Source organism: Bacteroides celer (genome assembly GCF_002632415.2).
GTDB lineage: Bacteria > Bacteroidota > Bacteroidia > Bacteroidales > Bacteroidaceae > Bacteroides.
This window is the reverse complement of record NZ_CP178209.1, coordinates 1,452,360-1,466,253: the sequence shown is the minus strand read 5'-3', so window position 1 is coordinate 1,466,253 and position 13,894 is coordinate 1,452,360. Positions and strand designations below refer to the sequence as shown.

Annotated in this window: 9 protein-coding genes; 2 read left to right on the top strand and 7 right to left on the bottom strand. The window is 45.5% G+C overall.

Features of this window, described 5'->3' with window-relative positions:
- Positions 1 to 233 precede the first annotated feature (233 nt).
- From CJF29_RS05430 to CJF29_RS05420, 3 genes are all read right to left on the bottom strand, one after another.
- Positions 234 to 893 (bottom strand): hypothetical protein, encoded by a 660-nt coding sequence (locus CJF29_RS05430; protein ID WP_074559074.1) that lies wholly within the window; start codon positions 891 to 893, stop codon positions 234 to 236.
- A gap of 199 nt (positions 894 to 1,092) precedes the next feature.
- Positions 1,093 to 3,216: an Ig-like domain-containing protein gene (locus CJF29_RS05425; RefSeq protein WP_081352768.1), complete on the bottom strand. Its 2,124-nt coding sequence runs from the start codon at positions 3,214 to 3,216 to the stop codon at positions 1,093 to 1,095.
- A gap of 349 nt (positions 3,217 to 3,565) precedes the next feature.
- A complete protein-coding gene (locus CJF29_RS05420; RefSeq protein ID WP_074559073.1) occupies positions 3,566 to 4,510 on the bottom strand; it encodes a tyrosine-type recombinase/integrase in 945 nt (314 codons plus the stop codon).
- A gap of 995 nt (positions 4,511 to 5,505) precedes the next feature.
- Here CJF29_RS05420 and CJF29_RS05415 point away from each other — a divergent pair.
- Positions 5,506 to 6,327, top strand: coding sequence for an Rpn family recombination-promoting nuclease/putative transposase (locus tag CJF29_RS05415; RefSeq protein ID WP_099146386.1), 822 nt, complete (start codon positions 5,506 to 5,508; stop codon positions 6,325 to 6,327).
- A 103-nt stretch (positions 6,328 to 6,430) separates the two neighbouring features.
- On the opposite strand, the gene CJF29_RS05410 is transcribed toward CJF29_RS05415, so the two are convergent.
- Genes CJF29_RS05410 through CJF29_RS05395 form a run of 4 tightly spaced genes read right to left on the bottom strand, consistent with a single transcriptional unit; the run spans position 6,431 to position 12,875 of the window.
- Positions 6,431 to 7,039 (bottom strand): TetR/AcrR family transcriptional regulator, encoded by a 609-nt coding sequence (locus CJF29_RS05410; protein WP_004296744.1) that lies wholly within the window; start codon positions 7,037 to 7,039, stop codon positions 6,431 to 6,433.
- A 10-nt stretch (positions 7,040 to 7,049) separates the two neighbouring features.
- Positions 7,050 to 8,414 (bottom strand): TolC family protein, encoded by a 1,365-nt coding sequence (locus CJF29_RS05405; protein WP_099146378.1) that lies wholly within the window; start codon positions 8,412 to 8,414, stop codon positions 7,050 to 7,052.
- A gap of 42 nt (positions 8,415 to 8,456) precedes the next feature.
- On the bottom strand, positions 8,457 to 11,654 hold the full coding sequence (locus CJF29_RS05400; RefSeq protein WP_061448622.1) for an efflux RND transporter permease subunit: 3,198 nt from the start codon (positions 11,652 to 11,654) through the stop codon (positions 8,457 to 8,459).
- Positions 11,655 to 11,672: 18 nt separating this feature from the next.
- Entirely contained in the window at positions 11,673 to 12,875 is a 1,203-nt protein-coding gene (locus CJF29_RS05395; RefSeq protein ID WP_099146377.1) for an efflux RND transporter periplasmic adaptor subunit, read from the bottom strand.
- 158 nt (positions 12,876 to 13,033) lie between these two features.
- Here CJF29_RS05395 and CJF29_RS05390 point away from each other — a divergent pair, with 158 nt between their 5' ends.
- Positions 13,034 to 13,882: a helix-turn-helix domain-containing protein gene (locus CJF29_RS05390; protein ID WP_004296739.1), complete on the top strand. Its 849-nt coding sequence runs from the start codon at positions 13,034 to 13,036 to the stop codon at positions 13,880 to 13,882.
- The last annotated feature ends 12 nt before the right edge of the window (positions 13,883 to 13,894 follow it).

Sequence of the window (13,894 nt, the reverse complement as noted above, 5' to 3'; positions counted from 1 at the left end):
TTTTAAAATTTACTACTGATTTTTTCTTTTTCACTATGTTTCCGAAAAAGGATTTTCGGAATGCGAAAAAAAGAAAAGGTAAACAGGAACAAAATAGAAAAAGAGAGAGAGAATAGAAAAAGGAAAAAGAGAGGAAAAAGGAAAGAGAGAAAAGGAAAATAAGAGACAAAAAAGCTGAATATGGAAAGAAGAAGAGAACACCTTATTTATAATATGTATTCCCGTCTCCTCCTTTATTTAAAATAGCTACTCACCTTTTTGCAAGCTTCCCCGTATCGCTCCATGTTCTGCTCGGATAAAGGAAAATCTTTAGCGGGAAGGATGGGAATCACTTTCACCGCAAAGTTTTTGGCATCATAACAATTACCACAGACTTGGATAAATGCTTTGCCGTCTACCGGTTGGTAAAAAGGCTGATAGTTTTCAGTTCCTGTGCGCCGGGGTTCGGCAGCTGATAGAAACTCGGCACTACCTTCGTAGAACCCGCCTTTCTGAAGCCAGTAATTGGTTTGCAACGACATGGCAAACACATATTCGATGGTGGGATTCTGTGATAAAATCCATTCGATGTGTTCAATTCCTTTCAGAGCTTTATCTTCGGGTATGAGAACCCTCTTTCCTTTGGGGGCAGGTTCCAAGTTATCATTGCATAGATTGGTGATATAGAAATCTTCGGGAGTCATTTGGTTACCCGTCAGTTTGATGATATAATTGAAAAGGTTGCGCGCCTCTACATTACGGCTGCGTTCACCATGATCTTCGGGAAAGCCACGGAAGTAGTAATCGGCAAACATTACATATTCAGGCACAGTCTCCGACCATTGTAAATTAGAATCTTCACCCACTACCAGCACTTTGGCATTATTTATTGCTTTCCAGTCTTTTGTCCTCATTTTGTTCCTTATTTAATTCAGTGTACAAAAGTAGGATATTCTAATTGGATTTAGGCTGATTATCCGGATTAATTGTTTCTGATGTTTCATTTACTAAAGTCATAAAGGTTTTAAACGAAGCAAGCTGAAACTTAGTAGGTTTCAGCTTGCTGGATATTAAATTTTGCTTAATTCATTGGCGCTATTGATTGAATTAAAGTTAATAAGCATAGCAAGCACGCACTTTGTAACTCGGTTTACCAGAAGTTGAACTACCACCACCATTAAAGGAAATAGCTGAATCGCTGCCAGAATCAGTATTGGAAGTCCAATAGTAATTCTTAAACGTATCTAAATTTATGGCTGTTCCACCTGCATTGGTAAATTTCGTATTATAAGTTGTTGGATTCGCATACCAAATGTTGCCAAATCCAGTCAATTCACCTTTAGCAGGCAAATACCATCCTACACCTTTGGCTACACACCATGCTGCGGCAGGATATTTCGTATCAGCCTCTGCTTGTTCCATTATTATCTTGGTATTTGCAGCACCATCATTATAATCATTTATTGTGAAATAGTGATTCACCGTACTCCACTGTGCGGTAGTCTCATCCAATGATATGACTTTACCATGAACGCCTCCATTAGTAATTTTAAATACTACACCTACAGCAGTGCTTGAATCGTCCGCATCAGGATAATAATCTCCGACATTATAAGCCTTTAAAGGTATGCTCGTTACTTCCACTTTGCAAGTAGCAGTTTTACTTCCATCTTCGGTAGTTACAGTAACGGTTGTTTCACCTGCGGCTTTACCTTCTATTGTACCATCAGTGCCAATAGAAGCAATCTCTGGGTTACTGCTGTTCCATATAATTTTTTTATTCGTAGCATTGGCTGGGGCAATAGTAGCAGTGAGCTTTACCGTTTCACCTATGGCTATGGCTTTGTCTCCCTCAAGCGTAACACCAGTCACGGCAACGCTCTTCACGGTCACGGTGCAAGTAGCAGTCTTAGTAGCATCGGCTGTAGAAGTAACAGTGATAGTTGCAGAACCAACCTTAACCCCCGTCACTTTTCCAGCTGCATCTACGGTTACAATCTCATCATCACTACTTTCCCACTTTAGAGTTTGAGTAGTAGCGTCGGCAGGTGTGATGGTAGCTATTAAATTCGCTTCGTCACCTACATTGACATCAATTGTGACCTGATTAAGTGTTACACTTTCCACAGCTACTTTCGTACTATATACGATGATACGTGTAGCAGCATGCTCCTGCCCTTTGGTATCAATTACTGTTACTTTCAGTAGGGCAAATTCGTCTTCGGCTACATCGGTAGGGAAGTCGAAGGTAACTACGGCGTTCTCTTTAATCGACTTATCAGCATTGAATGTTGGCTCTTTGAGTGTTACACCCCACGGACTACCGGCTGCGGCACGAGTGGCTTTTACGATAGCTGTCGTCATGCCTTTACTGCTGGTGAGTTCAGCTTTAATAGCTGTGTATTCGTCCTGTTTCAAGTTCAAATCAAGTGTTAGAGTCTTCATCGCTGGGCGCACCATACAGTCAGTAAACTCTTTAAATATCTTCATTTCGCTTGCCATAGGCAGGGTAAATGTTGCACCGTCTTCACCTGCAAGGGTAAAGGTCACCGTGCCTTTGGTTTTGTCTACCGTTACACCGTCTGCGGCAAATACGGCATCGCCTTGTGCACCGTCTGCTCCGGCAGCACCTGCTGAACCTGTTTCACCCTTGTCGCCTTTATCACCTGTGGCTTGTACTTTCTTTCCGCTGTTCAACAGCCATTCACCGTTTACTTTCCAATAAACTTTACCATCGGTGTCTGTAACTACGCTTAATACGGGAGACTGACCGTTTATACCTGCGCTTCCGTCCACACCCTTATCGCCAGTGGTGCGAATCTTCTTGCCATCGGCATCGAGCATCCAAGTGGCGGCAGTAGTACCAATCTTTACCGTCCAGTAATACTCTCCTTCGAATTTGTCTACTCCGATAACAGGAGTCACACCGTCCGCTCCTTTGGCTCCATCCTTGCCGTTGTAGATGGTGATGGATTCGCTCTTGCTGAAATTGATAGTGTAACCATTGGTCACGGGTGAAACTCCTGTCACGTAGTCTTTCGCTTCCAACGCGGTGACCAAACCTTGCAGGGCACTGATTTGCCCATTGACGGTGGTGCACCACGTTTCCAACTTTTCCACTCTTGACTGAAGATCGCTAATGTCCTGCTTCAATTCGGTGTCGTCATAGTCTTTTGAACAACCGAATACTGCCATTGCCGTAACCAGTAGTAAGGCGTAATGTCTGAATTTCTTCATTGTTTTGTTGCTTTAGTTAATAATTTGAGTACGTCCCGTTACTTCGTAGGTAACGGAAAAACCTTTGTTTACGCCTGTTGCAAGGTAAATGATACATGGAAAATAAAAAATAGTAATCAAACTCTCCGCCCCTGCTTTTCAGGAGAATGGTAGGGGGAGAATGTCTTTTGCAAATTTTAGATGTCGATGAAGCTCTAATGCAAAGAAGTAATATGTTTTGCTCGTGTTATTTCCCTTTTGGAACTATTTGTTAGAAATAATGTTTGTTTCCGTTTGCTTATTTTAGTAAATATGCATACTTTTGCTGCATATTCAAAATCCCGTTACCTACGAAGTAACGCCTTATTTATCAAGCGATTGCTTTCCCTATCGACCGCTCTACAAAATCAATAATCCTCCTGTTCGCATCATCTATTTTCTTGCTGTGGAATGGTTTCAGGTAGGTTTCTGTCACCGTGATGGACGAATGTCCCATCGCTTCGGAGATCACTCCCGGATGAATCTCGCAATAATAAGCAGTCGTAGCCCATGTATGGCGGGCAGTATAAGAACTTAACTTGCCTTTGATTCCCAACAGTTCACCCAACAAAGCCAGCTGGTGATTGAATCCCCGCAATACCAACTGATATTCCCGATATGCCTCTTCCGTTCCCTCACCACTCCGCAGGATGGGAAACAGATAGGGAGAAACGACATCCCGATTCATATACCGCTGCAACAGAAACATCGCTTCCGTTGTCAATGTCACGGACAATGTGCGGCCTGTCTTTCTGCGTCGATACGTGATAACATTCTCCTTCAAATCATTCTTGCGTAGATAAGCCAGATCGACGAACGGCAATCCGCGGAGCAGGAACATCAGGATAAACCAATCCTGTGCAGTGCGCATGGCAGTAGTGGCGGAGGATTGTGTAGCCAGACGGGTGAACACTTTCTTCATGTCCTCATTGTCCAATGCCCGCTGACGGTCTGCCCTTGTACCCGTGTAAACCGAACGGAATAAATGAGGCACATACGTCGCTTTCCGCTGGCTGACCGCACGGTTATAGACCGCCCGCAAGGTGCGCAGATAAGTAGACACTGTGTTCCAACTGCATCCACGTTCCCGCAGACTGTTCTCAAAACGCTTCAACCATTCGGGCGTCAGTTGCCGGAACGGCATCTTGTCCGAACCCAGAAAGGTGCGGATTGCATTCAAACTGCTCCGGTACACATGAGCAGTCCCTAAATTTCCCCTTCGCTGCAACTCGGCAGCGATTTTTTTCATAAACGAAATTAAATCTTCTTTCTTCATCAACTTTTTTAATAATTACTATGAGCTAGTTTAACAGCCGAATTTATTCGAAAAAAGCAAAACTACAAATAAATTTTAGCACATGCGATTTGCGTTATAAAGATTCAAAAAATAGGAAAATCGAACTATATATTTTAATATATATAGTTTATTATTTATATATTTATAATAATACCGGTAAGTGTTCAGGGGGGTCTTTTTTAGGTAGGTGTAACCATCTGCCATATAGCGAGTTATCTGCCTTTGGAGAGTGTTCCACTATGCGTTCGGCAAAAAGGCGCTTTTTTATCCCCTAAATGGAGGCTCTAAATCCATGCGGAAGAGCCTCCGTTTGATACATTCAGAGGTTCTGTTTCAAGCAAACAGAGCCTCTGTTTTTTTGCTCTTGTTTCTTTCTGTCTCTAATTCTTTCTGCTTATCCAGACACTCCAAAAAAAGTTATTAATGTACTTACGTGACTGTTTAGAGCCAAACTCGGCCGAAAAGAATCGATAGTTTGGGAAACTTCTGGTTCATGGAGTATTTTTGTTGAAAATTTCAAAAAGGAACAAATATGCAAAATATAAATCCACAACAAATAGTCGGAAACGATTATAAACAAACTTCGACATACGCTTTCACAATATTTCATGATAATAATATCTTGAATATTTTTCTGTTTTTATTTCAATCTACCCAATATACAAATAAGAAAAAGTTAAACTTCATCTTTCACTCTTTGAATATTTACGATGTCATAAGAACAGAAAACATAATTACTTAAATCTTAATCTTTTTCAATTATGGACGTATTAGTGGAGTGCTATCAGCGCAGAAAAACACCAAATAAAGAACAGGAGTAATACATAAAAAAACGAGAAACCTTTTTATTTTTACCGCAAAAGAGATGGAAAGCCAAGAATTATTGTACCTTTGTAATACGAAGAAAAAGCCTCTTTTTTATGTATAAAGAGAAACGTCTCTTTGCAAAACATAAAAAGAAGCGACCCAAAACAATGAGTAAATTTATCAATCCGTTCACCGACTACGGATTCAAACTAATATTCGGCAGAGAAGTGTCTAAGGATTTACTAATCGAATTTCTGAACGACCTGCTCGAAGGTGAACGAGTGATAACGGACTTACAGTTTTTGAATAATGAGCAATTGCCGCTCTATCCGGAAGGACGAGGTATTATCTATGATGTATATTGCACCACGGACACAGGCGAAAAAATCATCGTTGAAATGCAGAACCGTATGCAAAGCAACTTCAAAGAACGCTCGATTTATTATTTATCGCGTGCCATCGTCAATCAAGGAAGGGTAGGCAATGAATGGAAGTTTGAAATAAAAGCCGTATACGGAGTTTTCTTGATGAATTTCATTATCGATAAGAACATAAAACTCCGCACGGATGTTATTCTAAGTGACAGGGAAACAGGAGAACTCTTCTCGGATAAGTTCCGGGAAATCTTTATCGCCCTCCCTCTCTTCAACAAAAACGAAGAGGAATGCGAAACGAATTTTGAACGTTGGATTTATATATTAAATAATATGGAAACTTTAAAACGCATGCCGTTCAAGGCACGAAAAGCTGTCTTCGAGAAATTGGAAGATATCGCTGATGTGGCTTCTATGTCTCCGGAAGACAGGGAGCGATACGACAATAGCGTCAAAGTGTACCGAGATTATTTGGTGACAATGGATGCAGCTGAACAAAAAGGTGCACAAGAAACCCAGCTGAAAATAGCCCGGAACATGAAAGCCAAAGGGATAGACAATGAGTCTATCGCCGAATGTACCGATTTACCTTTAAGCATAATCGAAGGGTTATAAAGTAATCGGATTCATAAAGGCACTATGTTGTAACCAACCGTTTACGAACGAAGAAAATAAAAAGAGGTGAGCTCCCTTTGCAGGGTAGTCCACCTCTTTCTCTTCATACACAAACATTCAAATTATCAGGTTTCAGGTGTTCGTCAATATAACGGATACCGTCCATCTTAAAAAGCCCCCGCAGAAGCGTATAGTTCAACATACGCTGTACCAGGTACGGGGTGCCTTGCAAGCTGCTCTGGTAGATGACCTCCTGCAAATCCGGTGCAAAACGGTCGGGATCGACTCCGGGAAGCAGATAACCGCAAATCTTACAATGCGTCAAGACATCAATCAACTGCTGCAACCAGAAAGCCTCCTCCCGCTCGAAAGCAGCACGGTATTCCCTGTCGGCAGCAATATCCATCAGCAACTTCTTCCCCAGCGAATGAAGCAGGGTGAGATAGCCATCCACTGTGATGAAAAGTGCCTCCATGCACGAGCTGTCCATCCGTATCTGTTTTTGCTGGATCCGGCTTCTGATTCCGTTGGCAAAATCAGAAAGACAGACACGGAACAGACTCGTTTTGCTGGGAAAGAGCTTGTAGAGTGTCCGCTTCGACATCTTCATTCCCCTGGCTATATCATCCATCGTCAACCCGTCGGCACCATGCTGGTACATTTCCCGCTTGGTGTAGTCGAGTATCCGGCAACGCAGTGTTTCTGGATTCATACATACCTCCCTACATACGGCCGCCACCCAATGCCTGATACAAAGTGATTACGCCTTGGATTTCGGTAAAGCGGTTCGCTACTTGTGACAGTTGCGCGTTGAGCAACGTCTGTTGGGCGGTCAATACTTCCAGATAAGTGGTGTTGCCATGTTTCATCAACAGGCTTGTGCTTTTGGCTGCTGTTTGCAGGGAAGCCACCTGCTTGTTGTAGTAGTCGGCTTTCTCGCGGGCAGTCTGGTACTGCACCAGTGCCTCGTTCACTTCCACGCCTGCGTTCAGCAAGGTCTGTTCGAAACTAAGGCGGGCTTCCTCCTGTTGGGCTTTCGCTATTTTCAGTTGGGCGATGTTCGCTCCTTTATTAAACAAAGGCTGCGTCAGGGAAGCCACGGCGGAGGCCAGGAACTTACCCGGGTTGACAATCATGCTCCCTGCACTGTTGGTCCACCCTGCGCTGCCGCTCAACGTGATGGAAGGATAGAAAGCGGCACGTGCGGCATTCGTTGTATAGAAAGCCTGTGCCAACGAAAATTCTGCGCTACGCACGTCAGGACGGTTGGCAAGCATCTGTAAGGGAACACCCACGGAGAAGTTTTCCGGCAACTGTTGATTTCCCAGTTTGCCACGCTGTATTTGGTGGGGAGTTTCTGCCAGTAAAAGTGCCAGTGAATTTTCCGCCTGATTGATTTGCTCTTTCAGGTCGAGCACGGTGGTACATATATTGAAGTAGGTAGCCTCCGTCTGCGCCAGTCCGGCCTCATTCACCATTCCGGCCTTTTTCATGGCACGGGTGGCATTCACACTTTCTTTCCAGGCAGCTTCGGTAGCCACAGCTATCTCATACTGCGAATCGAGCATCAGCAAGGTGTAATACGTATTGGCAACGGATGCTACTAACTGCGTCTTGACAGCCTGTTCATATTCCTTGCTCTGTTCGTAGGCAGCTTTCGCACGACGCTTTGCTGTTGTCACCTTTCCAAAAATATCCAGTTCCCACGAAGCAGTCACGGGCAGCGAATAAGTTTGTGTAGCCTTTCCACGGTCGAAGCTGCTGACAGCTCCTTCCGGTGCCAGAAACAAAGAAGGCAGATAAGACAGTTTGGACGTCAGCAGCGTGGCTTCCGCTTCTTTCACACGCAAATGGGCAGTCTGCATATCGGTGTTGCGCAAGAGTGCCGAATCCACCAAATTCTGCAGATAAGGGTCGGTAAAGACCTCCCGCCACGAGAGGTTACCGAAGTTTGCCGTATCGGTGGCAGCAACAGACTCGCTGCCGTAAAGTCCTTCGGGAACTTCCGATACCGGTTTGTATTTATTGTAGATACCGCAACTACTCAATATAAGCGTTGCTGCGGACAGAATGATTATTTTTCTCATTAGTTCTTATTTTAATTCAGGTCTAAAACCTTTAATCATCAATTATTCTTTTCCAGCTTTAGATTTTTCTTCCTCGCTCACTTTGATTTCTTCTTCAATCTGCCAGTCATGCGTCGGGACGCTCTGCACGGGACGCAAACGTTCCTGCAACCACTGGAAAGCAATAAACAAAGTAGGCACGATGAAGAGCAACGCCAACGTACCGATGGTCATACCACCTACTACACCCGTACCCAATGAACGGTTACCGTTGGCTCCCACTCCACTTGACATCATCAACGGGAACAGACCGAAAATCATCGTCAATGCCGTCATCAGAATCGGACGCAGACGGGCTTTAGCCGCACTGACCGCAGAAGCAATCAGCCCCATACCTGCTTTACGACGTTCGGCAGCATATTCCGTCAGCAAAATAGCCGTCTTCGCCAGCAGACCGATCAACATAATCAAACCTGTTTGCAGATAAATATTATTCTCCAGTCCGAACATCCAGGCGAAAAGGAAGCTACCCATCAATCCGCAAGGCACACTCAAAAGCACAGCGAACGGAATAATGAAGCTCTCATAAAGCGCACTCAAAATAAGGTAAATCATCAGGAAGCAGATACCGAAAATAATGATCGTCGTACCGCTCTGCTGGTTTTCCTCACGGGTGATACCTCCGTAATCATAGCCATAGCCTTTCGGAAGAGACTGTTCGGCAGTTTCCTGCACAGCCTTGATGGCGTCTCCCGTACTATATCCGTCGGCCGGCATCGCATTTACCGCAATGGAGTTATACATATTGAAACGGCTCAACGATTCCGCACCGTAGCTACGGGTCAGCGTAACGAACTGGCTCAATGGCGCCATCTCTCCATTCGACATACGCACAAAAGCATTATCGAGGGAAGTTTCGTCCAAACGGAACACCGGATCGGCCTGAATCATGACACGGTACACTTTAGAAAAACGGTTGAAATTGGACACATACTGTCCACCGTAATAACCGGACAGCGTACTCAACACAGCGTCGGGCGTGATACCTGCACGCTTACATTTAGCTGCATCCACCTCTACCGTCCACTGCGGATAGCGAACGTCGAACGTCGAATAAGCCATCGATATTTCAGGCCGCTGGTTCAAAGCTCCCAAGTATTGCTGGGTGGTGGTAAAGAACTCGTTCATATCGCCGCCCATCTTATCCTGCATGTGGAGTTCGAGCGCATTACCCATACCGTAACCCGGAATCATACCCGGAGAGATGGCGAACACACTGGCATCCTTGATATCAGCCGTACGCGCATATACCTGACCGATCACCGACTGCACATTGTCCTCATCACCCGGACGTTCGTCCCACGGTTTCAGTTTGAGAATCAACATACCGAACGAACTACCCTGTCCTGCCAACAATCCGTAACCGGCCACTTTCTGCACGTGTTTCAGTTGAGGTATTTCCATCAGGCGTTTTTCGATACGTTCCATCACCTTATCCGTCGTTGTCAGCGAACTGCCTGCCGCCGTACTTACATTCACGAAAATAACACCCTGATCTTCGTCGGGTACCAGACTGGTCTTCGTGTTATTCATCAGTAACACAAGCAATACCACGGAACAAGCCAGCAACGACCATGTCAACCATCTGCGCTTGATAAAGAACAATACAATCGTCTTATATTTATCCACCATCACATCGAAAGCCGAATTGAAAGCCTTACGGAAACGTGCCGCAAAGTTGTTCTTCTGCGTTCCGTCTTCATTAATATAAGGTTTCAGCAGCAATGCACACAAAGCCGGACTCAAAGTCAACGCGTTAATAGCGGAGATACCTACCGCAACCGCCATCGTCAAACCGAACTGGGTATAGAACGTACCGGAAGTGCCGCCCATGAAGGACACCGGAATGAACACCGCCATAAATACCAGCGAAGAGGTGATAACGGCATTACTGATACCTTTCATAGCGTCGATACTTGCCATATATGACGACCTGTAGCCCACATCGAACCGCGCCTGCACCGCCTCGACGACAATAATGGCATCATCCACCACCGTACCGATAACGAGCACTAGCGCAAACAGGGTCAGCAGGTTGATACTGAATCCGGCTATCGCCATGAAAGCAAACGTACCCACCAGGGAAACCACAATTCCGACCAGCGGAATCAATGTAGAACGGAAGTCCTGCAAGAAGACGTACACCACAAGGATAACCAGAATGATAGCCTCGATCAACGTTTTCACCACCTCATGAATGGAAGCGAACAGGAAGTCGTTGGAGCTCATCATCTGCGTCAGTTCCACGCCTTTCGGAAGGTCTTTGCTTGCCTCTTCGAGGAGTTTGTCGATATTCTGGTTTACTTCGGTCGCATTGGAACCTGCCGTCTGGAACACCATACAGGATACACCCGGATGACCGTCCATACCACCGTGGTAAGCGTAGCTGTCCTGTCCCAGTTGGATATCGGCAACGTCTTTCAGTTTCAAGACTTCGCCATTGTCGGTGGAACGGATGACGATATCCCCGAATTCTTCGGGAGTAATGAGACGTCCGGTGTACTTCATCGTATACTGATAAGTCTCATCGGAATTTTCACCGAACGAACCGGTAGCCGATTCGATATTCTGCTCGGCAAGCACACCGGTGATATCGGACGGAATCAGTTTGTACTGCGCCATCACGTCCGGTTTCATCCATACACGCATACTATATTCACCGCCCATAATCATCAGGTCGCCCACACCGGAGATACGAAGAATCTGCGGTTTCAGGTTGATGCTGATATAGTTGGACAGGAAGTTCTCGTCGTAACTGTCGTCCGGACTATACAATGAGAACATCTGCAGAATACTCGTCTGACGCTTGGAAGTGGTCACACCGACCTGGGTTACCTCCGCCGGAAGCTGTCCCGTAGCACGTGATACACGGTTCTGCACGTTGACAGCCGCCATATCGGGGTCTGTGCCCTGCTTAAAATAGACGGTGATGCTCACCGAACCGGAATTGGTGGCGGAGGAAGTCATGTAGGTCATGTCTTCCACTCCGTTGATCGCCTCTTCCAAAGGCGCAATAACACTCTTCTGCAATGTTTCCGCACTGGCGCCATAATAGGTGGTACTCACCATAATGGTAGGCGGAGCAATATCGGGATACTGCTCAACGGGCAAGCTGAACAGCCCGATGATACCCACTACGACAATCGTGATAGAGATGACTGCCGATAATACGGGGCGTTCTATAAAGGTTCTTAAATTCATGAATGATTCCTCCTTGGTTTAATTTTCAGTAGTAGTTGCCGGAGACTTCATTGTTGTCTCTGTTGATGAGGATTGATTAGCATTTGTCACTCCTGCCACTGGAGTTTGAGCAGCCTTTGCCTTGACCGGAGTACCTTCACGAAGCAAACCTACTCCTTCTGCCACGATCACATCTCCCGGTGCCAATCCTTCATCTACAATAAATTCCCGACCGCCATTGACACGGGTCACTTGTACCTGGCTGGATTGAGCCTTGCCGTCCACTACCTTATAGACATATCTCTTATCTTGTATTTCGAAAGTGGCAGCCTGTGGAATGGTCAGCGCAGCTGTTTTTTGAACAGGAACAATCACATTACCCGCACCACCGCTATGCAGCAATCCTTCCTTGTTCGGGAAAACTGCACGCAGGCTGACCGTACCCGTCGAACGGTCGATCACTCCGCTGATAGATTCAATCTGTCCCCGTTCGGAGTAGGCTGACTTATCGTTCAGTTGCAGGTCGATGGCAGGCATATTTTTCAATGCTTCCTCTTTAGAACCGTATTGGCGGATCAGTCCCAGTAATTGGTTTTCCGTCATGGAGAAGTAGACGTACATATCCGAATTGTCGGAAACGGTAGTCAACGGCTGGGCAAGAGCGGAACTAACCAAAGCTCCTACACGGTAAGGCAACGTGCCTACCACTCCGTCGGCCGGACTTTTCACAACCGTATAAGAAAGATTATTGCGGGCACTCACTTCCTGCGCCTTGGCCTGTGCCAACTGTGCTTTGGCAGCCAACAGGGAGTTTTTTGCCGTACTCAAATCGAAAGAGGAAATTACGTTCTCTTTATACAGTTCCTCTTTACTGTCATACGTCAGTTGCGCTGTAGCCAGAGAGGCCTTGGCCGATTCAACGTTTGCCACTGCCGTCTGCAAAGCAGCTTCATACGGCACTTGGTCGATGATGAACAATGTCTGTCCGTTCTTTACACGCTGCCCTTCCGTTACACAGACTTTAGTCAGCGTACCACTTACCTGGGGGTAAATATCAATATCCTGACGTCCGCGGATGGTCGCCGAGTAGGCGCTTGAAATCATCCGGTCGGCCGGAGAAACGGTCATCACTTCGTATTCTGTTTCCATTTGTGCCGGAGGAGCTTGTTTACAGCCCGTAGCAGCTACCATACAGCAGAGCAACAATAGCCCTTGCTTCACTTTACATACCTTTTTACTCATTTTCTGTTACCTATTTAACTATTTTTAAACGCGGCAAAGGTAGACTGTTTTCTTCATAGGAAACTGGACTTAGTATCTTCAGTTTTGTTCATTTTAGGAACATTAAAACCGATATTTAGTGAAAAAGTCCTATTTTTGTACCCAAAATAAGAACAACAATGGAATCAAAAAACTCTAGCCTAGCCATACTTCATGAACCGTTCGTTGCCGGAATGGACGAAAACCTGTCTCCAATTATGCAACGCCTGTGGAAACTGGAAGGGGGTGCCATCTATTTTTGCAGAAGCGGATGGGCACACGTCACAATCGACCTGAAAGACTATGAAATAGTAGAAAACACTCAAATCGTGCTCTTGCCGGGAACGATTATCCGCATCAATGGCAACAGCAGCGATTTCACAGCTTCTTTCTTCGGATTTCCCAAAGAAATGTTTCGCGAAGCCTGCCTCCGTTTCGAGCCGATCTTCTTCCGGTTCATCAAAGAAAAACCGTGCTATACACTCAAGGATGAAAGCACAGGAGCAATCAACGGGTTAATGCGTGCCACAACAGCTATATACAACGATCGTGAAAACCGTTTCCGCAACCAGATCGCCAAAAATCATCTCCAGTCGTTTATGCTGGATATTTATGATAAGTGTTACCGCTACTTCGACCGACAGGAAATCGAAGGAGGAAGCCGGCAGGATGAAATCTTTAAGAATTTCATCGCACTGGTACATGAAAACTGTATCTCACAACGGGAAGTGACTTTCTACGCCAGCAAACTGTGTATCTCCACCAAATACCTGACAGGTATCTGCAAAAGCGTGACGGGCGAGGCTGCCAAAAAGATTATCGACGACTTTGCCATCCTGGAGATAAAAGTGTTGCTTCAATCCACCGGACTGACGATTCAGGAAATAGCCGACCGACTTGGTTTTCCCGATCAGTCGTATTTAGGAAGGTACTTCAAACGGCACGAGGGGATGTCGCCGAAAGAGTATCAGAGTAAGTATTCTATCTAATCAAGTAAAATA

What these genes read in the sequence shown, in the direction of transcription:
- CJF29_RS05405 (WP_099146378.1), bottom strand. Translation starts at nt 8,414, where the DNA reads ATGAGAAAAATAATCATTCTGTCCGCAGCAACGCTTATATTGAGTAGT.
- CJF29_RS05415 (WP_099146386.1), top strand. Translation starts at nt 5,506, where the DNA reads ATGAGTAAATTTATCAATCCGTTCACCGACTACGGATTCAAACTAATA.
- CJF29_RS05430 (WP_074559074.1), bottom strand. Translation starts at nt 893, where the DNA reads ATGAGGACAAAAGACTGGAAAGCAATAAATAATGCCAAAGTGCTGGTA.
- CJF29_RS05400 (WP_061448622.1), bottom strand. Translation starts at nt 11,654, where the DNA reads ATGAATTTAAGAACCTTTATAGAACGCCCCGTATTATCGGCAGTCATC.
- CJF29_RS05425 (WP_081352768.1), bottom strand. Translation starts at nt 3,216, where the DNA reads ATGAAGAAATTCAGACATTACGCCTTACTACTGGTTACGGCAATGGCA.
- CJF29_RS05395 (WP_099146377.1), bottom strand. Translation starts at nt 12,875, where the DNA reads ATGAGTAAAAAGGTATGTAAAGTGAAGCAAGGGCTATTGTTGCTCTGC.
- CJF29_RS05420 (WP_074559073.1), bottom strand. Translation starts at nt 4,510, where the DNA reads ATGAAGAAAGAAGATTTAATTTCGTTTATGAAAAAAATCGCTGCCGAG.
- CJF29_RS05410 (WP_004296744.1), bottom strand. Translation starts at nt 7,039, where the DNA reads ATGAATCCAGAAACACTGCGTTGCCGGATACTCGACTACACCAAGCGG.
- CJF29_RS05390 (WP_004296739.1), top strand. Translation starts at nt 13,034, where the DNA reads ATGGAATCAAAAAACTCTAGCCTAGCCATACTTCATGAACCGTTCGTT.